At 63.1% G+C, this 26261-nt stretch carries 26 protein-coding genes and 1 pseudogene; 16 read left to right on the top strand and 11 right to left on the bottom strand.

The genetic code is table 11. The features are described 5' to 3' along the window. Positions 1-437: 437 nt before the first annotated feature. Positions 438-1319 carry a DMT family transporter gene (locus PC358_RS11685; RefSeq protein ID WP_033699709.1) on the top strand — a complete coding sequence of 294 codons (882 nt, stop codon included), beginning with the start codon at positions 438-440 and terminating at the stop codon, positions 1317-1319. A 4-nt stretch (positions 1320-1323) separates the two neighbouring features. On the opposite strand, the gene PC358_RS11680 is transcribed toward PC358_RS11685, so the two are convergent. Then, positions 1324-1782 carry a DUF4265 domain-containing protein gene (locus tag PC358_RS11680; RefSeq protein ID WP_033699708.1) on the bottom strand — a complete coding sequence of 153 codons (459 nt, stop codon included), beginning with the start codon at positions 1780-1782 and terminating at the stop codon, positions 1324-1326. A gap of 13 nt (positions 1783-1795) precedes the next feature. After that, the gene (locus tag PC358_RS11675; protein ID WP_033699707.1) at positions 1796-2671 is read right to left on the bottom strand and encodes a DMT family transporter; all 876 of its coding nucleotides are present in this window, start codon (positions 2669-2671) and stop codon (positions 1796-1798) included. Between the two features lie 149 nt (positions 2672-2820). Here PC358_RS11675 and aceK point away from each other — a divergent pair, with 149 nt between their 5' ends. Further along, positions 2821-4536 (top strand): bifunctional isocitrate dehydrogenase kinase/phosphatase, encoded by a 1716-nt coding sequence (aceK, locus tag PC358_RS11670; protein ID WP_033699706.1) that lies wholly within the window; start codon positions 2821-2823, stop codon positions 4534-4536. Positions 4537-4565: 29 nt separating this feature from the next. Here the strand turns inward: aceK and PC358_RS11665 are convergent, their stop codons facing one another. After that, the gene (locus PC358_RS11665) at positions 4566-5426 is read right to left on the bottom strand and encodes a DUF6279 family lipoprotein (protein WP_033699705.1); all 861 of its coding nucleotides are present in this window, start codon (positions 5424-5426) and stop codon (positions 4566-4568) included. A gap of 129 nt (positions 5427-5555) precedes the next feature. Between PC358_RS11665 and PC358_RS11660 the strand changes: the two genes are divergently transcribed. Beyond that, complete coding sequence (locus PC358_RS11660) at positions 5556-6392, top strand: CvfB family protein (RefSeq protein WP_033699704.1); 837 nt, start codon at positions 5556-5558, stop codon at positions 6390-6392. Here PC358_RS11660 and PC358_RS11655 read toward each other — a convergent pair whose 3' ends face one another. Beyond that, on the bottom strand, positions 6393-6773 hold the full coding sequence (locus tag PC358_RS11655) for a hypothetical protein (protein WP_033699702.1): 381 nt from the start codon (positions 6771-6773) through the stop codon (positions 6393-6395). 118 nt (positions 6774-6891) lie between these two features. Next, positions 6892-8364, bottom strand: a complete 1473-nt coding sequence (locus PC358_RS11650; RefSeq protein ID WP_033699701.1) for a right-handed parallel beta-helix repeat-containing protein — start codon at positions 8362-8364, stop codon at positions 6892-6894. Positions 8365-8608: 244 nt separating this feature from the next. Between PC358_RS11650 and PC358_RS11645 the strand changes: the two genes are divergently transcribed. From PC358_RS11645 to def, 3 genes are all read left to right on the top strand, one after another. Continuing rightward, on the top strand, positions 8609-8788 hold the full coding sequence (locus PC358_RS11645; protein ID WP_033699700.1) for a CsbD family protein: 180 nt from the start codon (positions 8609-8611) through the stop codon (positions 8786-8788). A gap of 198 nt (positions 8789-8986) precedes the next feature. Continuing rightward, complete coding sequence (locus tag PC358_RS11640) at positions 8987-9946, top strand: YihY/virulence factor BrkB family protein (RefSeq protein WP_033699699.1); 960 nt, start codon at positions 8987-8989, stop codon at positions 9944-9946. Beyond that, positions 9943-10479: a peptide deformylase gene (gene def / locus PC358_RS11635; protein ID WP_033699698.1), complete on the top strand. Its 537-nt coding sequence runs from the start codon at positions 9943-9945 to the stop codon at positions 10477-10479. Before PC358_RS11640 ends, def begins: the two co-directional genes overlap by 4 nt. Here the strand turns inward: def and PC358_RS11630 are convergent. After that, the gene (locus PC358_RS11630; RefSeq protein ID WP_033699697.1) at positions 10434-10802 is read right to left on the bottom strand and encodes a GNAT family N-acetyltransferase; all 369 of its coding nucleotides are present in this window, start codon (positions 10800-10802) and stop codon (positions 10434-10436) included. The genes def and PC358_RS11630 overlap by 46 nt on opposite strands. Before the next feature lie 376 nt (positions 10803-11178). Between PC358_RS11630 and PC358_RS11625 the strand changes: the two genes are divergently transcribed. After that, on the top strand, positions 11179-11436 hold the full coding sequence (locus PC358_RS11625; RefSeq protein WP_033699696.1) for a DUF2790 domain-containing protein: 258 nt from the start codon (positions 11179-11181) through the stop codon (positions 11434-11436). A gap of 64 nt (positions 11437-11500) precedes the next feature. Here PC358_RS11625 and PC358_RS11620 read toward each other — a convergent pair whose 3' ends face one another. Further along, positions 11501-12862 carry an aminotransferase-like domain-containing protein gene (locus PC358_RS11620; RefSeq protein ID WP_081874737.1) on the bottom strand — a complete coding sequence of 454 codons (1362 nt, stop codon included), beginning with the start codon at positions 12860-12862 and terminating at the stop codon, positions 11501-11503. A 76-nt stretch (positions 12863-12938) separates the two neighbouring features. On the opposite strand from PC358_RS11620, the gene PC358_RS11615 reads away from it, so the two are divergent. The 7 genes and pseudogenes from PC358_RS11615 to PC358_RS11585 all read left to right on the top strand — a co-directional run bounded on the left by PC358_RS11615 (position 12939) and on the right by PC358_RS11585 (position 17814). Continuing rightward, positions 12939-13898 carry a threonine dehydratase gene (locus tag PC358_RS11615; protein WP_033700196.1) on the top strand — a complete coding sequence of 320 codons (960 nt, stop codon included), beginning with the start codon at positions 12939-12941 and terminating at the stop codon, positions 13896-13898. A gap of 117 nt (positions 13899-14015) precedes the next feature. Continuing rightward, entirely contained in the window at positions 14016-14660 is a 645-nt protein-coding gene (locus PC358_RS11610) for a LysE family translocator (RefSeq protein ID WP_033699695.1), read from the top strand. A 6-nt stretch (positions 14661-14666) separates the two neighbouring features. Next, positions 14667-14897 (top strand): annotated as a pseudogene (locus PC358_RS26655) (transposase); the annotation flags it as partial. 357 nt (positions 14898-15254) lie between these two features. Then, a complete protein-coding gene (locus PC358_RS11600; protein ID WP_033699694.1) occupies positions 15255-15680 on the top strand; it encodes a YybH family protein in 426 nt (141 codons plus the stop codon). A gap of 44 nt (positions 15681-15724) precedes the next feature. Then, positions 15725-16069, top strand: a complete 345-nt coding sequence (locus PC358_RS11595) for a YciI family protein (protein ID WP_033699692.1) — start codon at positions 15725-15727, stop codon at positions 16067-16069. A 21-nt stretch (positions 16070-16090) separates the two neighbouring features. Then, entirely contained in the window at positions 16091-16576 is a 486-nt protein-coding gene (locus PC358_RS11590; RefSeq protein ID WP_033699690.1) for an SRPBCC family protein, read from the top strand. After that, positions 16576-17814, top strand: a complete 1239-nt coding sequence (locus PC358_RS11585; RefSeq protein ID WP_033699688.1) for an RNA polymerase sigma factor — start codon at positions 16576-16578, stop codon at positions 17812-17814. The genes PC358_RS11590 and PC358_RS11585 overlap by 1 nt, the downstream gene beginning before the upstream one ends. Positions 17815-17881: 67 nt before the next feature. Here PC358_RS11585 and PC358_RS11580 read toward each other — a convergent pair whose 3' ends face one another. Beyond that, positions 17882-18352 (bottom strand): MaoC family dehydratase, encoded by a 471-nt coding sequence (locus PC358_RS11580; protein ID WP_033699686.1) that lies wholly within the window; start codon positions 18350-18352, stop codon positions 17882-17884. A 35-nt stretch (positions 18353-18387) separates the two neighbouring features. Then, the gene (locus tag PC358_RS11575) at positions 18388-19332 is read right to left on the bottom strand and encodes an alpha/beta hydrolase (protein ID WP_033699684.1); all 945 of its coding nucleotides are present in this window, start codon (positions 19330-19332) and stop codon (positions 18388-18390) included. 224 nt (positions 19333-19556) lie between these two features. Between PC358_RS11575 and fadD2 the strand changes: the two genes are divergently transcribed. Beyond that, positions 19557-21245 (top strand): long-chain-fatty-acid--CoA ligase FadD2, encoded by a 1689-nt coding sequence (gene fadD2, locus PC358_RS11570; protein WP_033699682.1) that lies wholly within the window; start codon positions 19557-19559, stop codon positions 21243-21245. 265 nt (positions 21246-21510) lie between these two features. Next, positions 21511-23208 (top strand): long-chain-fatty-acid--CoA ligase FadD1, encoded by a 1698-nt coding sequence (fadD1, locus tag PC358_RS11565; RefSeq protein WP_033699681.1) that lies wholly within the window; start codon positions 21511-21513, stop codon positions 23206-23208. Positions 23209-23375: 167 nt separating this feature from the next. Here fadD1 and PC358_RS11560 read toward each other — a convergent pair whose 3' ends face one another. Both PC358_RS11560 and PC358_RS11555 read right to left on the bottom strand, forming a co-directional pair. Further along, on the bottom strand, positions 23376-24683 hold the full coding sequence (locus PC358_RS11560) for an NAD(P)/FAD-dependent oxidoreductase (RefSeq protein ID WP_033699680.1): 1308 nt from the start codon (positions 24681-24683) through the stop codon (positions 23376-23378). A 25-nt stretch (positions 24684-24708) separates the two neighbouring features. Then, positions 24709-26073 carry a glutamine synthetase family protein gene (locus PC358_RS11555; protein ID WP_033700192.1) on the bottom strand — a complete coding sequence of 455 codons (1365 nt, stop codon included), beginning with the start codon at positions 26071-26073 and terminating at the stop codon, positions 24709-24711. Positions 26074-26261 lie beyond the last annotated feature (188 nt).

Here is a 26261-nt window from a genome sequence, read left to right as displayed (position 1 = left end):
GGTCCTCGGAGCGGGTGAATGCGTGCGGCGTTTCGCATTCAGACGAGCCAAGGCGGTGAAAAATTAACCAGCGGCCGCCCCTGCATCGGTCGGTTTAGCGAGTTGCCCGCCAGAAAACGCCGGGCTATAGTCCAGGCCATTGATCTCATCCGAAGACCTGTTCATGCCTGCCATCCCTTCCACCACATGCTTTGCCCTCGCGCCAGTCGCGGGCAGTGTCGTGCGTGGCAGCCAGCAGCCGGCCATGATCAGTCACTACCCACCACCTGTCAGTGGCGTTGTAGGCGGCGTAGCTCCGCCTCGCTGCGTGGTCGTGCTGGGCTGATCGGCTTTTTGCCGCATCCCACCGCACCCGCAACCTACTGAACACGGTCGGCTACTTCCCTCGCTGAAAGTTCGCCCTCCGTTCGGCTTATTCGCCCGAAAGGTGGCACTACATGTCTGTCATTTCCAAAGCATCCGTGGCCTCGGCGGCCACCACCAGCCTGTTCGTCCTGCTGTGGAGCAGCGGGGCAATCGTCTCCAAGCTGGGCCTGGCGCACGCCAGCCCGTTCGCCTTCCTGCTGTTGCGCTCGGCGCTGGCACTCGCCGGCCTGTTGCTGATCGGCCCGTTGCTGGGCTTGCGCTGGCCGCGCAGTCGCGGGGCGATTGTGCGCGCCCTGGGCACCGGCTGTGTGCTGCTGGGGGCCTATCAGATCTTCTATCTGTTGGCGCTCAATACCCATGTCACCCCCGGCGTCATGGCCACGGTGATGGGGGTGCAGCCGATCCTTACTGTGGTACTGATGGAGCGTCAGCGCTCCTGGAGCCGGTTGTTCGGCCTGGGGTTGGGCCTTGCCGGGCTGGTGATGGTGGTCTATCAGAGCATCAACCTTGGCGGGGTGTCCCTGGCCGGCATGCTGTTTGCGCTGCTGGCGTTGGGCAGCATGACCTTTGGCTCGATCCTGCAAAAACGCATCACCGACAACCCCATGGGCACGCTGCCGCTGCAGTACCTGGCAGGGTTTGCCCTGTGCGCGCTGTTCGCGCCGTTGCAGCCGTTGCAGGTGCAGTGGAGCGGTGGTTTCGTCGGTGCGCTGTTGTGGATGGGGCTGGTGGTGTCGTTGCTGGCGACCTTGCTGCTGTATCGCCTGATCGCCAAGGGCAACCTGGTCAACGTCACCAGCCTGTTCTACCTGGTGCCTGCGGTGACGGCGGTGATGGACTTCCTGATCTTCGGTAACCGCCTGGCACCGCTGAGCCTGCTGGGGATGGGGCTGATCGTGGTGGGCTTGCTGTTCGTGTTCCGCAAGCCAGCTGCGCAATTGGCCCAGGCGTAAGCCTTTAGCGGAATTCTTCGGGGATGGTGTGCCGTAGCACGCCTTCCTCGAAGTCCAGCAGGTCGGCTTCGCGCTGGGTCAGCAGGTAGTAAAGCAAGGTGTCGAGCGAGCGCTGTGTGGCGACTTCGACAGCGAGCATCCTCACTGCCTGTTCCGCTTCGCATTTGCAGCCGAAATCCTCCAGTGCCGTGCGCACTTGGTCGAGGGTTTCCGGTGGCTTGACGATCACCCGGAACACCGAGCGGCCGCCGCTGCTGCGCAAGGCGTCGAACCAGGTTTCACCTGCTTCGTCCCGCGTGCCAATGATGTCGCCCGGTGCAATGCCGTAGACATAGAACGGGATGTTGTCGACTTCGTAGCCGCCCTCTGTTGCCTTGGCCCACAGGCCCTCGACCGAGGCGGGCGGGTAGCCGTCCGCGTCCTGCTGCAGGCGGAACAACACCTTCTTGTATGCATCGCTCATCGTGGCTCCTGCTTCATTTGCGTGCCGGGCGCAGCACCAGCCATAGGGCGGCGCCAATCAGCAGCCCGCCGTACAGGTGCGCCATCGACAGCGGCTCGTCCAGCAACCACGCGCCCCACAACACGCCGAATACCGGGATCAGGAAGGTCACGGTGCTGGCCTTGACCGGGCCGATTTCTTCCAGCAGACGGAAGTACAGGATATACGCGAATGCGGTGCACAGCAGGCCCAACCCGAGCAGCGACAGCCACACGTTCCAGCCACCCCAGCTGGCGGGTGGCTGGGTCAGCGCGCTCCAGGCGAACAGCGGGCTCAGCAGCAAGGTTGCGCCGAGCATGCTGCCCAGGGCCGAAAGGCGGCTGTCCAGGCCGCTGACCCAGCGGCGGGCGAGGAAGCCGGCAAAACCATAACAGGTGGTGGCCGCCAGGCAGGCGAGGGCGCCTTGTAGCAGGGCCATGTCCAGGGCGACGGGGCCGGCGCCGCTGAGGATGCCGACGCCGAACAGGCCCAGGAAGATGCCGCAGAGTTTGGGCAGGGTCATCGGTTCGCGGAAGAACAGCACGCCGATCAGCACGCCCATCAGCGGTGTGGTGGCGTTGAAGATCGCCGAGTAGCCGGCGGGCAGTACTTGCGCGGCCACGGAGTAGAAAGTGGCCGGGATGCCCGAGTTGATCATGCCCAATACCAGGCAGGCGCCGAGTTTGCCCTGGAAGTCCCAGCGTACCCGCGCGGCGGCGAGGATGGCGATCAGCCCTAGGCAGGCAATCGACACCCGGAAAAACGCAGTCGGCACGGTGCCGAGTTCGGGGGCGATGATGCGCATGAACAAAAAGCTCGCCCCCCAGACAGCGGCAAGGGTCAGCAGGCGGGCTAGGGCGATGGGGCTCACAACGGTCTCCGGGTTTTGGGCAGGGCGCGAGTTTACGCCAGGGGGGAGCGGGATTCTTGTGCTTTCTTGCGCAGTGAATCGGTGCGCGCCCTTTCGCGGGCAAGGGACCGGCTAAGCTGTGTATCTCACCCTGCAACGAGATGCCTCGCATGCACCAGCACTGGCCCGCCGGCGAAATCGCCCGGATGATCCTCGACGGCTTCGATGACTACCGCGAGCACTTTCGGCGCATCACCCTCGGTGCCCGTGAGCGCTTCGAGCAAGCGCGCTGGCAAGACATCCAGCGCGCAGCAGCGGCGCGTATCAACCTGTATGAAGAGAAGGTGGCCGAGGCCAACGGCTGGCTACGCCAGCGCTTCGCCGAGGATGTATTGCTGGAGGTGGAGCAGTGGCCGCTGGTCAAGAGCGCCTACATTCGCCTGATCGACCCACGGCTCGACGATGAGTTGTCCGAGACCTGGTACAACTCGCTGTTCTGCAGCCTGTTCAGCCATGACCAGATCAGCGACGGCTGCATGTTCATCCACACCACCCGGCCGTCGATGCGCAGCCACGAGCGCGCCGCGCAAACCCGCACCTACGCACTTGGCGATGGTCTCAAAGGCTTGCTGCGGGCGATCTTCGCCGACTACCCGTTCGATGTGCCCTATGGTGACCTGGAAGGCGACCTGACGCGCCTGGAAGAACAACTGCGCGAATGCCTGCCGGACTGGGTGTGCAAGGACCCGGCACTGGCAGTCGAGCTGTTCTCGCCGGTGCTGTACCGCAACAAGGGCGCTTACCTGGTCGGCCGCCTGTACACCCCCGACGAACAGTGGCCGTTGGTGATCCCCTTGCTGCACCGCGAAGGCCATGGCATCGAGGCCGATGCGCTGATCACCGACGAGGCCGAGGTGTCGATCATCTTCTCCTTCACCCGGTCTTATTTCATGGTCGATGTGCCGGTGCCGGCGGAGTTCGTCAACTTCCTCAAGCGCATCCTGCCGGGCAAGCACATTGCCGAGCTGTACACCTCGATTGGTTTCTACAAGCATGGCAAGTCGGAGTTTTACCGGGCGTTGATCAACCACCTGGCCAGCAGCGACGACCGTTTCATCATGGCCCCGGGGGTGCGCGGGATGGTCATGAGCGTGTTCACCCTGCCGGGCTTCAATACGGTGTTCAAGATCATCAAGGACCGGTTCGCGCCCTCGAAGACGGTCGACCGCGCCACCGTGATCGACAAGTACCGGCTGGTGAAGAGTGTCGATCGGGTAGGGCGCATGGCCGATACCCAGGAATTCGCTGATTTCCGCTTTCCGCAGAGCAAGTTCGAGCCGCAGTGCCTGGCCGAGTTGCTGGAGGTGGCGCCGTCCACGGTCGCGTTGGAGGGTGACACGGTGCTGATCCGCCACTGCTGGACCGAGCGGCGCATGACGCCCCTCAACCTGTACCTGGAACACGCCAGTGAAGGGCAGGTGCACGAGGCGCTGGAGGATTACGGCCTGGCCATCAAGCAACTGGCGGCGGCGAATATTTTCCCCGGCGACATGCTGCTGAAGAACTTCGGCGTCACCCGCCATGGCCGGGTGGTGTTCTACGACTATGACGAGATCTGCTTTCTGACCGAGGTGAACTTCCGCCATATTCCACCGCCGCGCTACCCGGAGGACGAGATGTCGGGCGAGCCGTGGTACTCGATCGGGCCGCATGATGTGTTCCCCGAGGAGTTTCCGCCGTTCCTGTTTGCCGATATGGGCCAGCGGCGGCTGTTCAGCCGGTTGCATGGGGAGTTGTATGACGCGGATTACTGGAAGGGGCTGCAGGCGACGATTCGTGAGGGGAAGGTGATCGATGTGTTTCCGTATCGGCGCAAGTTGCGGTGAACCCGGGGCCGCTTTGCGGCCCCAGCATGTCAGCCCTTCAAACACTTCAACTCACTGAAATCATTCCGCACCTTGCCCAGCCGCTGCTGCAGCAACTGGCGCTGCGCCGGGGTACTCAGTTGCATCAGGTCGACCAGCAACGTGCGCGCCTGTTGCTCGGTGTTCTGGTAGGCCATGCGATATGCCGGCGTCCACAGGCTCTCCTTGCGCTGTAGCAATTGCGCCAGGCGTGGTTCGAAGCTGGCGTCGCTACGCTGGTCCATCGCCAGCACCAGCTGTTGCTGCCAATGCGCGCGGTTGGCGATCCACTGGCGGTTCTGGTCGCCCAGCGCCTGTGACCAGGCTTGCACCCGCAGCCGCTGCGCCGCACTGAGCTCACCCAGCCACGGCGTCAGGCGTTTTTCCATGCGTTCGGTACGGCGGGCAATCTGCTTGGGCAAGGGCGTGTCGACATACTTCTTTTGTCGCTCGCTGATGTCGTCGCGGAAGGCCTGGCGCATTTCTGCCACCTGGGCGTCGCTCATGCCACGTAACAATTCGGTAGCGGAAGGGGTGATCTCTTCGGCTACACGGCCTATGGCCGCGCGCGCTTCGCGGGTGCGTTGCTGCAACGCCTGGTCGGTCACCTGGTCCTCGGCGACCATGGTGCGCACCCGGTCCAGCCAGTCGAGGTAGCTGGGCAGCTGGGTTTTGCAATGCCAGGCCAAGTGCTGCTTGAGGCGCTCGTCGAGCAGTACTTTCTGCTCGCGGTTCATGTCCAGATAGTCGCCCAGCGACCACGGCACCAGGCGGTCGAGGTTGCGGTAGGCCAGGTCTATGCGGCTGCACGCCGCCAGGGCCAGGGCGAACGCCACGGCGATGAGCAGGGGCTTGAACAGGCGTGAAAGCATGTGCTGATCCTTGCAGTGGCTGCCAATCAGTAGACGTAAGGGTAAGGTGGCGGTTCCACCGAATCAGCGGTCAGGCAGCGCGGCGGCTTCGGGTGTAGAATAGCCGTCTTGTCTTGAGGAACATTGGAAATGGCTCTGCTTGGGCGTTACAACAGTTTGCAAATCGTTAAACACGTGGAATTCGGCCTGTACCTGGACGGCGGCGCCGATGGCGAGATCCTGCTGCCGGGGCGCTACATCCCGAAGAACGCCGAGACCGAGGTCGACGATTGGTTGAACGTGTTCATTTACCTGGACAGCGAAGACCAGCTGATTGCCACCACCGAGAAGCCCAAGGTGCAGGTCGGTGAGTTCGCCAGCCTCAAGGTCAAGGACATCAACGGCGCCGGCATCTTCCTGGACTGGGGCCTGCCCAAAGACCTGCTGATGCCTTACTCGGAAGAGTTGCAGCCGCTGAAGATCGGTGACTACTGCGTGGTGCACGCCTACCTCGACAAGCGCACCCGCCGCATCACCGCAACGGCGCGCCTGGACCGCTACCTGGACCGCACCCCGGCCGATTACCAGGTGGGCCAGCCGGTCGAGCTGCTGGTGGCGGGCGAGACGCCGATGGGCTTCAAGGCGATCATCAACAACCGCCACTGGGGCCTGATCCACAAGAACGAAGTGTTCAAGTTCCTGCGCTCGGGCATGCACGAGAAGGGCTTCATCAAAGAGATTCGCCACGACGGCAAGATCGCCCTGAGCCTGCAGCCAGTGGGCGCCGCCCTGGCGGACAGCCTGCAAGAGCTGATCATGCAGCGCCTTGAAGCCGAAGGCGGCATGCTGCCGGTGTGCGACAAGAGCGACCCGGCAGTGATCAGCAAGCTGTTCAACGTCAGCAAGGGCAACTTCAAGAAGGCCATTGGTGCGTTGTTCAAGCAAGGCCGCATCGTCATCCATGACGATCGCATCGAGCGGGCCTGATCAGTCCTGCACGAAGGTCCGGAAGTCCAGCTGCTCGCCACCTGGGCGGGTGTCGCGCAGCAGCGAATCGCGGTCGGCGCTCAGGGCCAGGCTGATGGTCGAGCGGCGCTTGCCGGGCTTGCGCACTTCCATCTGCTCCAGGTGAGCCTTGAGGAAGTTGGTCGGCACCTTCAGGTGCTGTAGTTCATCGGTGTCGGGGGTGTGCAGCAGCAGGTTGACCCAATCGGGCTGGCCCTTGCCCAGCAACGCTACCGGCACCTCGAACCACCACAGGTTGCGTTTCGGGTCGAGGATAGCGAACAGGGTGTTGCTGCTGGTCAGTACTGGCCGGGCCAGTGCTTCGTTACGCCGTGCGATGGCGGCGGGTTTGTCGAGTTTCATGCAGGTTCCTGCGGGTTGACGCTTGATAAGGCCTGCATTGTGAGGGGTGGCGGGTGGCTGAGCAAGGTTTGCCTGGGCCGGCCTCTTCGTCTGTAAACCCGCGAAGAGGCCGGTTGCCTCAGCGACGAACCGGCAGGCTCAACTCGGAAGTCGCCCCGTCGGCCGTGGTCACGGTCGCCGTGAAGCTGTGCAGCCCGTCACTGTTCTCCAGCACCTGGGCAAACCGGGCCTGCCCCTTGGCATCGCTGTTCACCAGCACTTCCCCGAGATACTGCTCCGCTTCGCTGCCCGTTGCTTGCGCATTGCCGAACAACTCGACGCGCAACAGGCTCGACGCCGGCCCCTGCACCTCACCGCGGATCACGTTCCCCTCCAGCGCCATCAGCCGTGGTGGTTGCTGGTTGTGATTAGGCAACGGCTGGCACGGCTTGGGTTCACCCTGGGCATTGCAGATGATCGCCTGGTCCTTCTTCGCCAGCTCCGCCCCCACCCCGCGCGACCCCACGTACAACGCATGCGCCTGCGCCGGCACGCCGAACACGATAGCGCCGGTGCGCTGGTCTGGTACGCAAGAGCCGCCAGCCTCGCAGCGGCGGATGTCCTGGCTGTTGCCCCAGATACGGTTGGCGCTCAGGCGGGTGGCGGTGATTGCCGGCTCCGGGCGCAGGGCCACGCCGATGCGGTTGCCGTGGATCAGGTTGCCATCGAGCATGTTGCCCTCGCCGGTGACGCTGACACCGATCGAGTTGCCGCTGAAGGTATTGGCGCCCAAATAGTTGCGGTTGCCCCAGTTGATCTGCAGGCCGTCGGAGTAGTTCTCGAAACGGTTGCGGACCACGCTGTTGTCGTTGCCCAGCAGAATTTCGATGCCCTGGGAGGGCTCTGGGTTGGCCGCCGTGGAACGGAACAGGTTGTCGGCCACCAGGTTGAAGGCTGCGCCGCGGGTCAGTTCCAGGCCGTCGCCGTTGTCGATCAGCTGGTTGCGCAGCACCTTGTTGTTGACCGTGGTGGTTGCAGTCGGGTTGCCGGCACCGTCGTCGCCGGTCAGCATGATGCCAGCGCCGCCCTTGTTGGCGATGACGCGGTTGTCTTCGATGACGTTGCCACTGGCGCGATTGACCAGGATGCCAATGCAGAAGTTGCGCACTTCCAGGCCGCGCAGATGCACGCCCTGGGTGTCGCGCAGTACCAGGCCTGGGTGGGTGGTGGTTCGCACGTTGGTGCCGAACTGGCCGGGCAGAGCGCCGGGGCAGGTGTGCACACCCTGGTCCTTGATGTAGCCCGAGCCGTCGATGGCGATGTACTGGCCGTCGCGGGCCCACGCCTGGCCGGTGATGCGCACCGGTCCTTTGATTTCAGGCAGCGCGCGCGTCGGGCGGATGACATAAGGCGCCTGGCCGACCGCAGCGATTTCGATGCGGTAGTGGCCGGGGTTCTGGTTGTTGGTCTCGATTGCCCAGCGCAGGCTGCCGGGTTGGCCGTCGTCGGCATAGCGGTCGACGCGCAGGGTTTCGGTTACGGCCGGCGAGGCGGCAAGGGCGGGCAGGGGAAGCAGTGGCAGCAGGGCCACGAGCACAGGCATCAGACGCATGGGGGCGGGTTTTCCGAAAATCGTTGTTTTTATGACTGGCCTGCCCTATGTGAGCGGGCGTATGCCGCGATTCTAGGGCAGCCGGCAGGTACTGGGCAGTTGGGCGGGGTAAATGGGTGCGATATTCGCACGCAGATTTGCCGCTCGGCTTGTTCGGGTGAAATTGGTTGAAACTCTTGCGAAAGGCCCTGGGTCCACAGACTGTCGACACGGTTCACGTGTCTCCATTTGCAGGAGTTTTGCCATGAGCGGTACTAAAGACAAAGCGAAAGGCTTGGCCAACGAAGCAATCGGCAACGTGAAACAGGGCGTCGGCAAGGTGACCGACAACGACAAGCTCAAGGCTGAAGGCAAGGCCCAGGAACTCAAGGGTGAAGCGCAGCAGATCAAGGGTGACGTCAAGGATGCCGTGAAAAAGCCTTGATGCCGTATTGAGCGTTCCATCGATTCGCGGGCAAGCCCGCCCCTGCAGGTAGCACGTAGCCGGTGGGGGCGGGCTTGCCCGCGAATGCCTGGGCCCAGTTACGTAGGCATTTTCTTTATAACCCTCGGGAGCAGCACGGCAACGGCGTGGTCTATTAGACTTGCCTGTTGTATCGATCGAGCGGCGAAAGGAGACGCTATGATATTTTCCGCCCTGCAGGGCCTGCCCTTGCACCGCGTGCTGGTGCGCACCGTCAAGGAGTTCCTTGACGACGAGATGTCCACCTATGCGTCCGCGCTGGCTTACCAGATGCTGTTTTCGCTGTTCCCCTTCCTGTTGTTCCTGATTGCCCTGATCGGTTTCCTGCATTTGCCAGACTTCTTCTCCTGGTTGCGCCTGCAATCGGAACTGGTGCTGCCGCCCCAGGCGCTGGAGCAGGTGAACCCGGTGATCGACCAGTTGCAACAGTCCAAGGGCGGGCTGTTGTCGGTGGGTATCGTGATTGCCCTGTGGACCGCTTCGGCGGGTGTGCGCTTGATGATGAGCGCCATGAACGCCGCTTACGATGTGCCGGAAGGCCGCCCGGTGTGGAAGCGCATACCGCTGTCCATCTTCTACACCGTGGGCATCGCCGGCATGCTGCTGGCTGCGGCAGCGCTGATGGTGCTCGGGCCGCAGGTGATGGAGTGGATTGCCGCCCAGGTCGGCATGCAGGAGGTCATCGTCACGGTCTGGACCATCCTGCGCTGGCCGGCGATCATCATCCTGATGATGGTAGCGGTGGCCTTGATCTACTACGTGATGCCGGATGTGAAGCAGAAGTTTCGCTTCATCACCCCAGGCTCGGTGCTGGCGGTGGTGGTGTGGATCGTCGCCTCCCTGGGGTTTGCCTACTACGTCAAAACCTTTGCCGATTACAACGCCATGTACGGCAGCATCGGTGCAATCATCGTGCTGTTGCTGTATTTCTATATTTCCGCCGCTGTGCTGTTGCTCGGCGCGGAAATGAACGCGGTGATCGAGCACATGTCGGCCGAGGGCAAGAACCCTGGCGAGAAGGATTTCGACGGTGAAAAACCCCAGGAAACCCTGACCGTGCTGGGCCACGAACACCCGCAACCGAGCCAGCATCAACCTTCCGAGCCGAACCCCAGATGATCCGTGACATTCTCAAGATGGGCGACGAACGCCTGCTGCGCATCGCCCCGCCCGTGCCCGAACACCTGATCGGCAGCGCCGAACTCCAGCAGTTGATCGACGACATGTTCGAGACCATGCGCCATGTCGGGGGTGTGGGCCTGGCCGCACCGCAGATTGGCATCGACCTGCAACTGGTGATTTTCGGCTTCGAACGCAGCGAGCGTTACCCCGATGCCGAAGCGGTGCCGCAGACCATCCTGATCAACCCGGTGATCACGCCGATGACCACCGAGGTCGAGGACGGTTGGGAGGGCTGCCTGTCGGTACCCGGATTGCGCGGCGTGGTGCCGCGCTACAAGCACATTCGCTATGAAGGGCTCGACCCGCAAGGCAACCCGATCAACCGTTTTGCCGATGGCTTCCATGCGCGGGTGGTGCAGCACGAGTGCGACCACCTGATCGGCCGGCTTTACCCCTCGCGCATCCAGGACTTCGCCAAATTCGGTTACACCGAGGTGCTGTTCCCCGGGTTGGACGCCAGCGACGACTGACCACGCTGCAGGGCCACCAGCGGCTTGCTGCGCTGGTAGCGCTGCAGGCGGGCAGCCAGGGGTTCTGGCAGCGCGGTTGCCGTGTCGAAGCCAAGGCGCTGGTAGAAGGGCACAAGGTCGGGGTGGCAGAACAGCCAAGTCGGCCCAACGGCCTGCGCCAGCGCGGCTTCGACCAGCCGCCCAGCCACACCTTGGCTGCGCTGTTGCGGGTCGACGAACAGCCCAGTAAGCCAGTAGCCATCGCCCACCGGGGTCAAGTTCAGCCCTGCAATAATGCAATTGGCACGCGCCACCCACAGTTCGCCGTCACTGGCCGAGCGCATGCGCGAGCCGTGCTGGCGGTAGAAGTGATCGAGCAGGCGTCGTTCAGGGTCGAGCAGCCTTGAGCAACACAGGTAATCAGAAATCGCGCATTTCCCTTGTTGAATCGGCCTGGTCGGGCAGAGACCAACCAACGGCTCTACGCCACTATATACCGCCCATTATGTCGCAGATTGTTGCAAATCCGGCAAGGGTGAATATCCGACTTCGGGGTTCAACTATTGCCAACCCGGAGTAGACTTTTACTCATCCCACCAGCAGTACGACGAAGCGGGATCGGTACTTCGTGTCATCTTTGCAGTCGATGACAACTTCTCCGCGCCAATGACGGCATTAGAAGTCAATCGATCAGCTTGATTGCTTTATAGGCACTCCCACATGAAACCATTACTGATTCTTGCATTGGTCGGTATGTCCTCGTTCGCCCTCGCCGATGAGGTCCAACCTGTCTCCAACCAGCCTGTGGCCCAGCAGTACGACTACTCCATGAACCTGGATATCAAACGGGTCATCAACCTGTCGACCATCCCCAATGTTTGCGAAGTAGTACCTGCAACCATGACCTATGAAGACCACCAGGGCCAGGTGCACACCATTCAGTACCGCGCCATGGGCGAGGGTTGCCAGCAGGGTTGATCGTTCAAGGTCAGCGGCCTCTTCGCGCCGCGCCGACGCGAAGAGGTTGCAGGCTTCTCCCGGTTCATTCACTGGAAAGCACCTGCCGCACCACCTCCAGCCCTTGTTTCAGTTCAGCCCGGCTGGCGGCCGCCGACAGGCTGATACGCAGGGCCTGCACCTCGCTGGCGCCAATGGCGAACACACTGGCCGGGACAACCTCCACGCCTCGTTCGCGACACTGCTTGACCACCCCCTCTGCACCTTGCGGTGTGGCCAGCCACGCGTGCGGCGAAGGCTGGCCTGTGTTGTGCAACCCATCGCCCAGCAGCTTTCGCGCGAGGCGCCAGCGCTCGGTAATTTCAGCACGTTGCCAGGCCAGCCGCAGCGCTGCGGTGCCATCTTCTATCCACTGGCAGGCGATATGCAGGTTCAGTGGCGACACCGGCCAGTGACTCGCCTGGGCGTGCGGGTCGATGTGTGCAAGCAGCTGTGGGTTGGCCGCAATCCACCCTACACGCAAACCTGCTGCCACCGTCTTGGACAAGCTGCTGATGAGCACCCCTTGCTCGCCCAGCAGTGGGTACAGCGGCGGTCGGTCGCTGAGTGCGCCATACACGTCATCCTCGATCACCAGCAGCCCCAGGCGTTTGACGACCGCCGCGAGCGCTTCGCGGCGGGCGTCATCCATGCAGGCGCCCGTGGGGTTGTGCAGGGTCGGTGTGGTGACCAGTACGCGGGCACCGCTGGCGCGTGTGACACGGTCAAGGTCGTCGGGCCGCAGGCCTTGGCTGTCCAGTGCCACGCCATGCACGGGCAGGCGTAGCTGTCGGCAGGCTGCCTTGATGCCAGGTGCGGTCAAGGCTTCGAGCATGACCGGTTCACCGGCCTGGCAGAACGACTGCAGCACCAGGGTCAGTGCCTGCTGAGCGCCGCCACTGAGCAGCAACTCGTCCGGGGCCAACGCCAAGCCACGCTTGGCCAGCCAGTGCGCGCCCTGAATACGGCCGCGCAGCAGTTGCTCGGGGCCCAGGTAGTGATCCAGCAGGCTGCTGTCGCGCTGCTCCAGCACGCTGTGCAGGCTGCGCTGCAGGTCCTGATTGTGCGGGTCGGCCACCGGTACGTTGGTCGACAGGTCGATCAGCGGCTTTGGCCCGTCTTGGTGTTTGAGGCGAAACAGGGTCGCTTCCTTGCTGCCTGCCAGCACGTAGGTGCCGCGGCCGACTTCGCCGGCCACCAGGTGGCGGGCGGCAGCTTCCCGGTAGGCCTGCTGGGTGGTGCTGGGGTTCAGGTCGAGTTTCCAGGCCAGGCGCCGTTGCGGTGGCAGGCGGTCACCGACCTTGAGCTCGCCGCGCTCGATGGCATCGGCGATCGCATCGACCAATGCCAGGTAGCGGGGCTGGTCATCGTTTGCGAGCGTTGGGATCCACACGAAATTGCTACCCATGCAATATAAGGTTGTACCCATACAATGCCCGGGGCTTAGGATCGGATCAACCACCTACCGAAGAGGGATGATCGCCATGTTCGACCTGAATGCCCTGCGCGAAGCCGCCGATTTCGTTCACCAGCACGTGCCTGCAACACCGCAGCACGCCTGGCCTTTGCTGGCCGAACGGCTGGGCTGCCAGGTGTGGGTAAAGCACGAGAACCACGCGCCCACCGGTGCATTCAAGGTGCGTGGCGGGTTGGTCTACGTGCGCTCGCTGCTGGCGGGCGGCAAGCCGCCGCGCGGCCTGGTCACCGCCACGCGTGGCAATCACGGCCAGAGCATGGCACTGGCTGCCCGCCAGGCTGGCATCCCCTTGGTGATTGTGGTGCCTGAAGGCAATTCCACCGAAAAGAACGCCGCCATGCGCGCCCTCGGCGCCGAACTGGTGGAGCACGGTGTCGATTTTGATGTGGCCCGTGAAGAGGCTGCCCGGCTGGCTGATGAATTGGGGTACGCGATGGTGCCGTCGTTTCACCCGGAGCTGGTGCGCGGCGTGGCCACGTATGCCCTGGAGCTGCTCGAGGCGGTGTCTGACCTGGACAGCGTGTACGTGCCGATCGGCATGGGGTCGGGGATCTGCGGGCTGATCCAGGCACGCAACCTGCTGGGGTTGAAGACCGAGATCGTGGGGGTGGTGTCCAGTGCTGCCGATGCCTATGCGCAAAGTTTCGAACTGGGCCGCATCGTCACCACCGCCACCGCCCAGACCTTCGCCGATGGCATGGCCTGCCGCGTGCCGCACCCGGAGGCGTTCGCCTTGGTGTGCGAGCATGCCGCGCGCATCGTGCGGGTCACCGACAGTGAAGTCGCCGAGGCCATGCGGCTGTACCACGAAGCCACGCACAATACTGCCGAAGGTGCAGGGGCTGCGGCGCTGGCGGCGTTGATGCAGGAGCGCGAGCGACAAGCCGGTAGGCGGGTGGCCGTGGTGCTTAGCGGGGCGAATGTGGATCGGGCGCTGTATGCGCGCGTGCTGGCGGGCATCGACTGAGCTTGATTGGCATCAGGGGGGTACCGCGCCCACTGTCATTGGGAATTTGCGCTTTCAATCGAGTGATCACTCGTGGCAGGCTCTACGGCGCTTAATTGGCCGGTCATCGAGTGCTCAATGCCTTTTTCCAATGGATTTCTCCTCAGCCTGTCCCTGTGTCTGGACATCGGCATCGCCAACATCGCCATGATCACCTTGGCCATGCAGCGTGGTTTTCTCAAAGGTTTCTGGCTGGGGCTTGGGACTTGCGTGGGTGACTTGATCTATGCCGTTGCCGCGCTGGCCGGGATGACCGTGCTGTTGCAGTTCGAAAGCGTGCGCTGGACCTTGTGGCTGGGCGGTTCGGCGCTGCTGGTGTGGTTTGCGGTGAAGATGCTGCTGGCCGCGTGGCGCGGCGGGCACATGGAGGCGCGGGCAGACGTGGTGGTGGAGTCCGGTTGGCGCGAGTTTTTGCGTGGGATCTTTTTGGCCATGTCGTCACCCACCGCGATTTTGTGGTTCGCGGCTGTCGGTGGGGTGCTGATTTCACGCTCCGGCGGTGGCAGTTTGCTGGATGCCGGGTTGTTCCTTAGCGGCTTTTTTGCTGCAGGGTTGGTCTGGTGTCTGAGCCTGTGTGGTATTGCCAGCCATGGCGGGCGCTTGCTTGGCGACCGGCTGCTGACCTGGTCGTACCTGTTGTCGGCGGCGATCTTCTGCTATTTCGCGGTTTATGTGATTGTTTCGGGGTATCGTGAATTTATTCTCGCCAGTTCGGCAGTGTAGGCAGGGGGGCATGCCTATTTAAGGGCTGCCATGTATATGCCTGCATTGACCGCAGTGCGCTGCGACCCTTATGCAAAAGCCTTTTACGAGTCGCTGATCAGCAGGGGCAAGAAGAAAATGCAGGCTATTGCTGCTGTCATGCGCAAGTACCTGACTGGCATCTGGGCGTGCATGCACGGGGATGAGCCATTTCATACGGCCAAGCTTTTCAGCTCTGAACACCTCAGAAAAGCTTGACCGCTAACAGAGTATCTACATTTGTTTCGGGCCAGTTATTCCTGAGGCATTGGCGCGCGGCCCCTTGGTGCCCGGCTCAATATCGCGTCGGACCAACAAGGCGGTCGCGCGCAAATGCCACAGGCCTCACTGGCCCGAAACAGATGTGGGAGCGGGCTTGCCCCGCGAAGCGCCGCGCGGGCGGCGCTCGATCTCATGGGCGCTACACAACTCCAGGCATGCACCTGCCGGCCCAACCCTCTCTTTCCGGCAACAAAAATAATTTCACACCCTGTCGATTCCCCCAGCTCCCGTTCGACCAGAGTTGAAGGCCCAGCCCAAATCTGTGCCAAAACCTCAAACGATCGGAGCACCCCGATGAGCACCTCAGCCGAAAACGAAATCCGCCAACTGATCGACCGCTGGATGCAAGCCGTGCGCGACCGCGACATCCAGGCCATCACCGCCCCCTATGCCGACGACATCGTCGCTTTCGATGCCATCAAGGCACTGCAATTCAAAGGCAAAGCCACCTACCAGGCCCACTGGGAAATGTGCATGGGCTTTTGCACCGGCCCGATGGTCTTCGAACTGGCCGAACTCACCGTGTACGCCGACGGCGACCTGGGCCTGGCCCATTGGCTGAACCGCTGCGGCCCGTCCGATGACGAGAGCCAGTGTGGCTTCATGCGCGTCACGGTCGGCTATCGCCGCCAAGGCGGGCAATGGCAGGTGATCCACGAACACTGGTCGGCACCCTTCGACATGGAAACCCAGAAAGCCCTGTTCGATCTCAACCCCTGAGCCGATATCGCCAAACGCACTGTGCCAATGCCCTGGAGGCGACCATGAAATACCTGTGCCTGGTCTATTGTGACGAAGGGCTGCTGCACAGCCTGCCCGACAGCCCGGAAGACGCCGAGTGCATGGCGTACGCCGAATCCCTGCAGGGCGGCGGGCGCATGCTCGCGGCCGAGGCGCTGAAGTCGGTGCAGACCGCCACCACGGTGCGTGTGCGCAATGGGCAGATGAGCCTCACCGATGGCCCGTTCGCCGAGACCAAGGAGCAACTGGCCGGCTTCTATCTGGTGGATGCCCGCGACCTCAACGAGGCGCTGAACATCGCCAAGGGCATCCCCGCCGCCAGGGTCGGTAGTGTGGAAGTGCGGCCTGTGCGCGAACTGCAACCCTGACAATAACGGAGAACAACCAGCATGAGCCTTGCACACCCTGCGCAAGCGCAGCACGAGTTGTCCATCAGCCGCCTGATCGACGCACCACCGGCCAAGGTGTTCCGCGCCTGGACCGAGCCCCAGTGGCTGATGCAATGGTGGGGGCCACATGGCATGACCACCCCCGAATGCGAAATGCAGCTGTGGGTCGGTGGCCTGTTCCGTACCTTGATGCGCGCCCCGGACGGTACCGAGTACCCAACCCAGGGCGTGTTCCTGGAGATCGCCGCGCCCCGGCGGTTGGTGTTCACCGACGCTTTCGGGCCAGGGTGGGTGCCTTCAAACAAAGCCTTCATGACCGCCGTGGTGACCTTCGACGAGGAACACGGCAAAACCCGATACACCGCTCGCGCCTGGCACTGGAGCGCCGCCGACAGCCGTGCCCATGAAGAAATGGGGTTTCACCAGGGCTGGGGAGAAAGCCTGGACCGCCTGGTGGAGGTGGTGGCCCAGCGGATGCCGGACTGATGGTGACGCTGGCGCAGGTGCGCGCCGAGGTCGAGGCAGTCTACCGTCGCGATTCCCGGCGCATCCTGGCGACCTTGATTCGCCTGCTGGGGGATTTCGACCTGGCCGAGGAGGCCATGCACGATGCGTTCTTCATTGCCGTCGAGCGCTGGCAGCGTGATGGCATCCCCGACAACCCGCGGGCGTGGCTGGTTTCGACCGGCCGTTTCAAGGCCATCGACGCGTTACGCCGACGTGCCCGCTTCGACCGCTCCCAGGCGGACCTGATCATGCTGCTGGAGGGCCAGGCGCAAGACCCCAGCGACGAAGAACTGCTCGGCGACGACCGTTTGCGGCTGATCTTCACCTGCTGCCACCCGGCGTTGGCCGCCGACGCCCAGGTGCCGCTGACCCTGCGCGAGGTCTGCGACCTGACCACCGAGCAGATTGCCCGAGCGTTTCTGCAAAGCCCGGCCACCATTGCCCAGCGCATCGTGCGGGCCAAGGCCAAGATCCGCGATGCCGGCATCCCCTATCAGGTGCCGGTGCTCAATGAGTTGCCCGAGCGCCTCGAGAGCGTATTGCGGGTGATCTACCTGGTGTTCAATGAAGGGTACTCGGCATCGTCCGGCGACGCCCTGCTGCAGCAAGATCTGACTGACGAGGCGATTCGCCTTGGCCGCCTGCTGGTGCAACTACTACCCGACCCGGAGGGGTTTGGTTTGCTGGCGTTGATGCTGTTGCAGGCGTCGCGCCAGCGTGCGCGTACAGACGCCGAGGGCAATCTGGTGCTGCTCGAGCAACAAGACCGCAGCCTGTGGGACCGTGAGCGTATCGAAGAAGGCTGCGCGCTGGTGCGCCACGCCCTGCGAAGCCAGGCCTATGGCGCCTACACCGTACAGGCGGCGATTGCTGCGGTGCATGCCGAGGCGGCCACGGCCGATGCGACGGACTGGGACGAAATCGTCGGGCTGTACGATGTGTTGCAACGCTACTGGCCGTCCGCGGTGGTGGCGCTAAACCGGGCGGTGGCGCTGGCCAAGCGTGATGGGCCGCAGGTGGGGCTCGCGGAGGTTGAAGCGATTCTGGCGGCGGGGGAGTTGCGCGATTATCACCTGGCCTATGCGGCAAGGGCGCAGTTGCATGCTCAGTTGGGTCATGTCGAAGAGGCACGCGCGGCCTGGCAGCAGGCACTGGCGTTGACCCGGCAGGCGCCGGAGCGACGGCATATCGAAAGCCGTCTACGCGAATTAGGGTAAGGGTATTTGCAGCCCTTTTCGCGGTGGTTCGGCGCCCCGAACCTCCGCGAAGCGGCCTGTGCTGAAATCAGCTGGCCACGAAATGCGGTGGCGATACCAGCTCGACGGTCTGCTGCTTGCGCGGCGCCAGGATTTCGGCCTCGCCTTCGACGACCAGCTCATCGTTCTGGTTGTACACATTGGTGGCGATGCGCACCTTGAACTTGGGCAGCTTCTCGAGGATTTCCAGGCGCACGGTCAGGGTGTCGCCTATTTTTACCGGCTTCTGGAAGCTCATCTTCTGGCCCAGGTAGATGGTGCCAGGCCCAGGCAGGGTGCAGGCCACTGCGGCACTGATCAGCGCGCCGCTGAACATGCCATGGGCAATGCGTTCACGGAACATGCTCTTGGCCGCAAACTCGGCATCCAGGTGCACCGGGTTGTGGTCACCGGACATCGCAGCGAACAGCTGGATGTCGCGTTCTTCCACAGACTTCTCATAGGTGGCTTTCTGGCCGACCTCAAGGGCTTCGTAAGGCGTGTTGGTGACCTGGGACATCGGGGCTTCCTTAAGCGGTGGGGCGAGGGTGCCTATCATTCACTGCGCGCAGGGCGGCCAAGGGCCAGCGCCTGTTCGAGCCAGCCGAGAATATCGGCGGTGACCTCGTCACGGTTGGTTTCGTTGAGCACTTCGTGCCGCGCTTGTGGGTAGACGCGCAGCTGTACATGCCGGTTGCCGGTCGCGCGCAGCGCGTCGGCCAGATGGGTGAGACGCTTGCCGGCACTGACCGGATCACATTCGCCGCCAATCACCAGCAATGGCAGGTTCGGATCGATCTGCGCGAGGGTACTTGCCTGGCTGATCTGCGCCAAGCCTTGCAGCAAGTCGAGCCACAGTTGGTTGCTGCAGCGAAAGCCACACAGGGGGTCATTCACGTACAGGTCCACTTCGCCAGGGTCGCGGCTAAGCCAGTCGAAGGCCGTGCGGTTAGGCTTGAAGGCCTTGTTGAACGCGCCGAACGACAGCCAGTCTATCAGCGCACTCTTGCCCAGCGGCCCCTGGCGCCACGCCTCCAGCCGGGCAATCAGCCGCGCCACCCGGTACAACGCAGCCGGCTGGAAGTTGGAGCCGCTGAGGATCGCCCCCTGCACGCTGGCGCTGTGGTGCAGCAGGTACGCCTGGGCGATGTAGCTGCCCATGCTGTGGCCAAACACGAACAACGGTGTGCCGGGGTACTGCTGACCGATGTGCTGGGCGAGCAAGCCCAGGTCATTGACCACGGCATTCCAGCCATGATTGCGGGCGAACAGGCCCAGGCTGCCCAGCTCGGCGGTGCGGCCATGGCCGCGCTGGTCGGCGGCGAACAGCGCAAAGCCGGCCTCGCTCAACGCCTGGCCCAGGCGCCGGTAGCGCCCGGCGTGCTCCGCCATGCCATGGGCCAGCAACACCACGGCCTTCACCGGGGTTGTCGGCAGCCATTGGTGCACATAGAGGCTGCAATGCTCGCTGGCGGGTAGCCAGAAGGCGTCGTGGGGCATGGCCGGTCCTTTGCGCAGGGGTACGCGCACAGTGTATGCGCAACCGGCTGGATTGCAGGAAGGGCACAAATAAGATTCACAATGTTAATGGCGGAGCTTGGCGTATATGCCGCCTTCGGCTTACCTGCTAACGTCGGTTCAACGCCTGTTTGCCATTGGCGACCAGGTCAAAGGATTACATGACCCGCTACCGGTAGCAGGTCCAGGCAGAGGAACAATAATAAATGCAAGCCGACTTCTGGAATGACAAGCGCCCGGCGGGCGTGCCTTCCACCATCGATATCCATGCCTATACCTCTGTCGTCGAGGTGTTCGAACGCTCCTGCAAGCGCTTTGCCGACCGCCCGGCGTTCAGCAACCTCGGCGTCACCCTGACCTACGTGGCGCTGGAGCGCCAGTCGGCGGCCTTCGCAGCCTGGCTGCAGCACAATACCGACCTGGCCCCGGGCGATCGCATCGCCGTGCAGATGCCCAACGTGCTGCAGTACCCGATCGCCGTGTTCGGTGCGTTGCGCGCGGGCCTGATCGTGGTCAACACCAACCCGTTGTACACCGAGCGTGAAATGCGCCACCAGTTCAAGGACTCCGGCGCCCGTGCCCTGGTGTACCTGAACATGTTCGGCAAGCGCGTGCAGGAAGTGCTGCCCGATACCGGCATCGAATACCTCATCGAAGCAAAGATGGGCGACCTGTTGCCCACCGCCAAGGGCTGGCTGGTCAACACCGTGGTCGACAAAGTGAAGAAGATGGTGCCGGCCTATCAATTGCCCCAGGCGGTGTCGTTCAAGCAGGTGCTGCGTGAGGGCCGATCGCTGAGCCACAAACCGGTGCCGCTGAGCCTCGACGACATCGCCGTGTTGCAATATACCGGTGGTACCACTGGCCTGGCCAAGGGTGCCATGCTCACCCACGCCAACCTGGTAGCCAACATGCTCCAGGTGCTGGCGTGTTTCTCGCAGCACGGGCCAGACGGGCAGAAGATGATCAAGGAAGGCCAGGAGGTGATGATCGCGCCGCTGCCGCTGTACCACATCTACGCGTTTACCGCGAACTGCATGTGCATGATGGTCACAGGCAACCACAACGTGCTGATTACCAACCCACGCGACATCGCCGGTTTCGTCAAGGAGCTGGGCAAGTGGCGTTTTTCCGGCCTGCTGGGGCTCAATACCTTGTTCGTCGCGCTGATGGACCACCCAGGCTTCAGGCAACTGGACTTTTCCGCGCTGAAGGTCACCAACTCTGGCGGCACCGCGCTGGTCAAGGCCACCGCCGAGCGCTGGGAGAGCCTCACGGGCTGCCGTATCGTCGAAGGCTACGGCCTGACCGAGACGTCGCCGGTAGCCAGCACCAACCCCTATGGCCAGCTGGCGCGCCTGGGCACGGTAGGCATCCCGGTGGCAGGCACGGCGTTCAAGGTTATCGACGACGAGGGCAACGAGCTGCCGCTGGGCGAGCGGGGCGAGCTGTGCATCAAGGGCCCGCAGGTGATGAAGGGCTACTGGCAACAACCCGAGGCCACGGCGCAGACCCTGGACGCCCAGGGCTGGCTGAAGACCGGCGACATCGCGGTGATCGACCCCGATGGTTTCACCCGTATCGTCGACCGCAAGAAAGACATGATCATCGTCTCGGGCTTCAACGTGTACCCCAACGAGATCGAGGACGTGATCATGGCCCATCCGCAAGTCGCCAGTTGCGCCGCCATCGGCGTACCCGACGAGCGCTCCGGCGAGGCGGTGAAACTGTTCGTGGTGCCGCGTGATGGCGGGGTCAGCGTGGATGAGCTCAAGGCTTACTGCAAGGCCAACTTCACCGGTTACAAGGTGCCCAAGCACATTGTGCTGCGCGACTCGCTGCCGATGACACCGGTGGGCAAGATTCTGCGGCGCGAGCTGCGTGACATTGCCTGACAAGGCTGCAAATACGCCTCTAGAGCGGGCCTTTCGGCCCGTTTTGCGACATTTTGGATAATTACTCTAAAAATGACCTGTATTGTTCATTGAGTCATTTTTGTGACCGTAAGGCCTGTTTTGGCCTCTAGGCGACCCCTGGCAAAGCTGTTACTCTCGGGCCGCTTTCAGATGATCCGGTTTGCAATGAGCCGTCATCACATATCAATAATAAGCGCATCGACGCGTGAATCGAACTTCGCTGTTGCTGAAGGAGTGGGCTTCCATGATCGAACATTTTTGGAAGGATAAATACCCAGCCGGGATTACGGCGGAAATCAATCCTGACGAATTCCCCAATATCCAGGCGGTACTCAAGCAATCCTGCCAACGCTTTGCCGACAAACCGGCCTTTAGCAACCTGGGCAAGACTATCACCTATGGCGAACTGTATGCGCTGTCGGGGGCATTTGCCGCCTGGCTGCAGCAGCACACCGACCTGAAACCGGGTGATCGCATTGCCGTGCAACTGCCCAATGTCCTGCAATACCCGGTAGCGGTATTCGGTGCCATGCGTGCAGGGCTGATCGTGGTCAACACCAACCCGCTGTACACCGCGCGGGAGCTGGAGCACCAGTTCAACGACTCCGGCGCCAAGGCGCTGGTGTGCCTGGCCAACATGGCCCACCTGGCTGAAAAAGTGCTGCCCAAGACTCAGGTCAAGCATGTCATCGTCACCGAAGTGGCCGACCTGCTGCCGCCGCTCAAGCGCCTGCTGATCAACAGTGTCATCAAGTACGTGAAGAAGATGGTGCCGGCCTACAACTTGCCGCGTGCCGTGCGCTTCAACGACGCCCTGGCACTGGGCAAGGGCCAGCCGGTCACCGAAGCCAACCCGCAAGCCAGCGACGTCGCGGTGCTGCAATACACTGGCGGTACCACGGGCGTGGCCAAGGGCGCGATGCTGAGCCACCGCAACCTGGTGGCCAACATGCTGCAGTGCCGGGCGCTGATGGGCTCGAACCTGCATGAAGGTTGCGAGATCCTGATCACGCCGCTGCCGCTGTACCACATCTACGCCTTCACCTTCCATTGCATGGCGATGATGCTGATCGGCAACCACAACGTGCTCATCAGCAACCCGCGTGATTTGCCGGCGATGGTCAAAGAGCTGGGCAAGTGGAAATTCAGCGGCTTCGTCGGCCTCAACACCTTGTTCGTCGCCCTGTGCAACAACGAGGGGTTCCGCGCCCTGGACTTCTCGGCGCTGAAAATCACCTTGTCTGGCGGCATGGCCCTGCAACTGAGCGTGGCCGAGCGCTGGAAGGCCGTGACCGGGTGCGCCATCTGCGAAGGTTACGGCATGACCGAAACCAGCCCGGTGGCTGCGGTCAACCCGTCCGAGGCCAACCAGGTCGGTACCATCGGTATCCCGGTGCCCTCGACGCTGTGCAAGGTTATCGACGACAGTGGCAATGAACTGCCGCTGGGCGAGGTGGGTGAACTGTGCATCAAGGGCCCGCAAGTGATGAAGGGCTACTGGCAGCGCGAGGACGCCACCGCCGAGATCCTCGACAGCCAAGGCTGGCTCAAGACCGGTGACATCGCGTTGATTCAGCCGGACGGTTACATGCGCATCGTCGACCGCAAGAAGGACATGATCCTGGTCTCGGGTTTCAACGTGTACCCCAACGAGCTGGAAGACGTGCTCGCCGGCTTGCCCGGTGTGCTGCAGTGCGCGGCCATTGGTGTGCCGGACGAGAAGTCGGGTGAAGTGATCAAGATGTTCATCGTGGTCAAACCGGGCATGACCGTGACCAAGGAGCAGGTGATGGAGCACATGCGTGCCAACGTCACCGGTTACAAGGTGCCGCGCTACATCGAGTTCCGCGATACGTTGCCGACCACCAACGTGGGCAAGATCCTGCGCCGTGAATTGCGTGACGAAGAGCTGAAGAAGCAGGGCCTCAAAAAGATCGCCTAACCCACGCAGCGATCGATGTAGGAGCGGCCTTGCGTCGCGAAAGGGCCGCAAAGCGGCCCCGACAATCTATGCGGCGAAGCTGAAACTATGCGGCGAAGCTGAAATCTAGGGCCGCTACGCGCCCCTTTCGCGACGCAAGGCCGCTCCTACACCAGCACGCGCGTCGATCAGCGCAGTTTCTCAAGCATCTGGTAGTACCACATTCCCGCCGCCAACAGCGGATTCCCCAGCAGTTCCCCCATTGGCACCCGCACATGCTTGCACTGGGCAAAGGTATCGAACTTCTCCAGAGTCCCGGTCAGCGCTTCGGCCATGATCTCGCCCATGATGTGGCTGGTGGCAATGCCATGCCCGGAATAACCCTGGCAGTACCAGACATTGTCCGAGAGCTTGCCCAGTTGCGGGATGCGATTGACCACGATACCCATGGCGCAGCTCCACTGGAACTCGATCGGTACCCCTTTGAGCGCCGGGAAGGTGCGCTCGATGCACGGGCGCAGCTCTGCTTCGATATCGCGTGAATCGCGCCCGGAATAGTTGGCGCCGCCGCCAAATAGCAAACGCTTGTCGGCAGTCAGGCGGTAATAGTCGAGGACAAAGCGGCAGTCGTATACCGCCAGGTCCTGCGGGTTGATCTGCTCGGCCAGCTCGCCCAGCGGTGCGGTGGTGACGATGCCGCCCATGGCCGGAAAGATCTTGCCCTTGAGCTTGCGCTGTTCCAGCTTGTGATAGACATCGCCCGCCAGCATCACCTGGCGGGCTTCGATCCGCCCCTGGGCTGTCACTACTGCCGGGCGCGGGCCGTGGACGATGTCCAGCACCTCTGAGTTTTCAAAGATCAATGCCCCCAGGCTATGGGCGGCACGCGCCTCGCCCAGGCACAGGTTGAGCGGGTGCAGGTGCAGGTTGCGTCGGTTCTTCAATGCACCCAGGTACAGCGGGCTTTGCAGGTGCTGGGCCATGGCGTTGCGGTCGAGCATCTGCACCTGGTCGCCCATGCCGCGACGCTGGGCTTCGGCCTCGAACCCGCGCAGCTCGTTCAGGTGCGACGGTTTCATCGCCGCATGCAGGTGGCCGCGCTTGAGGTCGCAGTCGATACCGTAGCGGGCCACCCGTTGCTCGATGACCTGGTGCCCGCGCCAACGCAGGTGCCAGATGAAATCATCCACCTCGCTGCCCAGGCGGTTGCGCATCTGTGTACGCATGGCTTCGTCGCCCGACAAGCTGCCGGTCACCTGCCCGCCATTGCGCCCGCTGGCACCCCAGCCGATGCGGTTGGTTTCGACGATAGCCACTTTAAGGCCGCGCTCGGCCAACTCCACGGCAGTGGCCACGCCGGTGAACCCACCGCCGATGATCGCCACGTCTACCTGCTCGGTGCCCTTGAGGGTCGGGTACTGCGTATGGTCATTCAGGGTGGCGTTGTAATAGGACGGCGCACGTTGGGCCGGCCCCTGGTTCAGTGCTGCGTTCATGGGTGTTCCTTGTTATGAATGGGGCTCAGGCCTGGTGCAGGTACCAGCGCCAGTCCTGCTCGCTGACTTCGGCCATGAACTGGCGGTACTCGGCGCGCTTGACCTTCAGGTACACGCCGAGGAAGTCCGCGCCCAGTGCTTCGCGCGCCCAGTCCGAATGCTGCAGGGCATCCAGGGCGGTCAGCCAGTCGGTGGGCAGGTGCTCGGTGGCCTGGGCGTAGCCGTTGCCTTCAACGGGGGCGCCAGGGTCCAGCTGTTCGCGAATACCTCGGTGGCTGGCGGCGAGGATTGCCGCTGCCGCCAGGTACGGGTTGGCATCGGCGCCACAGATGCGGTGCTCCACGTGCCGGCTGTTGGCCGGGCCGCCTGGTACCCGCAGGCTGACCGTGCGGTTGTCGACCCCCCAGGTCGGCGCAAGTGGCGCGTAGCTGTTGGCCTGGAAGCGGCGGAACGAGTTGGCGTTGGGGCAGAACAACAACAGCGAATCGCGCAGGTGGCGCAGCATGCCGGCCACCGCTTGGCGCAACAGTGGCGTACCGGCCTTGTCTTCGCTGGCGAACAGGTTGTTGCCGGCGCTGTCGGCCAGGCTCAAGTGCATGTGCATGCCGGTGCCGGCCAGTTGCGCGAACGGTTTGGCCATGAAGCAGGCCTGCATGCCATGGGCATGGGCCACGCCTTTGACCAGGCGCTTGTAGCGTACGGCCTGGTCCATTGCCGCCAGGGCATCGCCGTGCTCAAGGGTGATTTCCACCTGACCGGGTGCATACTCGGAGATCGCCGTGCGGGCCGGAATGCCCTGGGCCTTGCAGGCAGCGTAGAGGTCGGCGAGAAACGGCTCGATCTGCTCAAGCTCACGCAGGCCATACACCTGGGTGCTGCGTGGCCGGCCGCCGTCGTTGTCCAGGGCAGGCTGCGGTCGGCCCTGGGCATCACGCTTCTGGTCGAGCAGGTAGAACTCAAGCTCGCAGGCCATCACCGGGTGGTAGCCGTCAGCCTTGAGTGCATCGATGGTGCGCAGCAGCACATGGCGCGGGTCGGCAATGCTGGCCGGCAGGCCCTCGCTGGGGTGCATGCTGACCTGCACTGCGGCAGTCGGCACGCGCCGCCACGGCAGGCGTACCAGGCTGCCCTCCAGCGGGTAGGCGCGGCAGTCGATGTCGCCGACATCCCAGACCAGGCCTGAGTTTTCGACGTCATCGCCGTTGAGGGTCAGGCCCATGATGGTGCTGGGCAGCGGGCGACCGGTCTGGTACACCGCCAGCAGTTCCTCGCGGTGCAGCAGCTTGCCGCGGGGTACACCGTTGGCGTCGAGGATGAACAGTTCGATCAGCTCGATATCGGGGTTGTCGGCCAGGAACTGGCTGGCGTGTTCGGGGTTTGCAAAGTGCATGTCGGATTCGCTCATGGGCGCACATGACCGCCGCGGGCAACCGTGGGGTCAAACTGAAACGATCGGCCAGCAGCGGGCCGGGTTTGGTCAGTGATGCGTGAGCGAAGTATCCGGTGGGCGCGCGTGGCGACAGTGCCACAAGGCCCAGAACGCGAGGATGATGTGCACCAGCGGATTTTCACCGGCAC

It is taken from the genome of Pseudomonas capeferrum (assembly GCF_000731675.1).
Classification (GTDB): Bacteria; Pseudomonadota; Gammaproteobacteria; order Pseudomonadales; family Pseudomonadaceae; genus Aquipseudomonas; species Aquipseudomonas capeferrum.
This window is presented reverse-complemented; position numbering and strand designations above follow the sequence as displayed.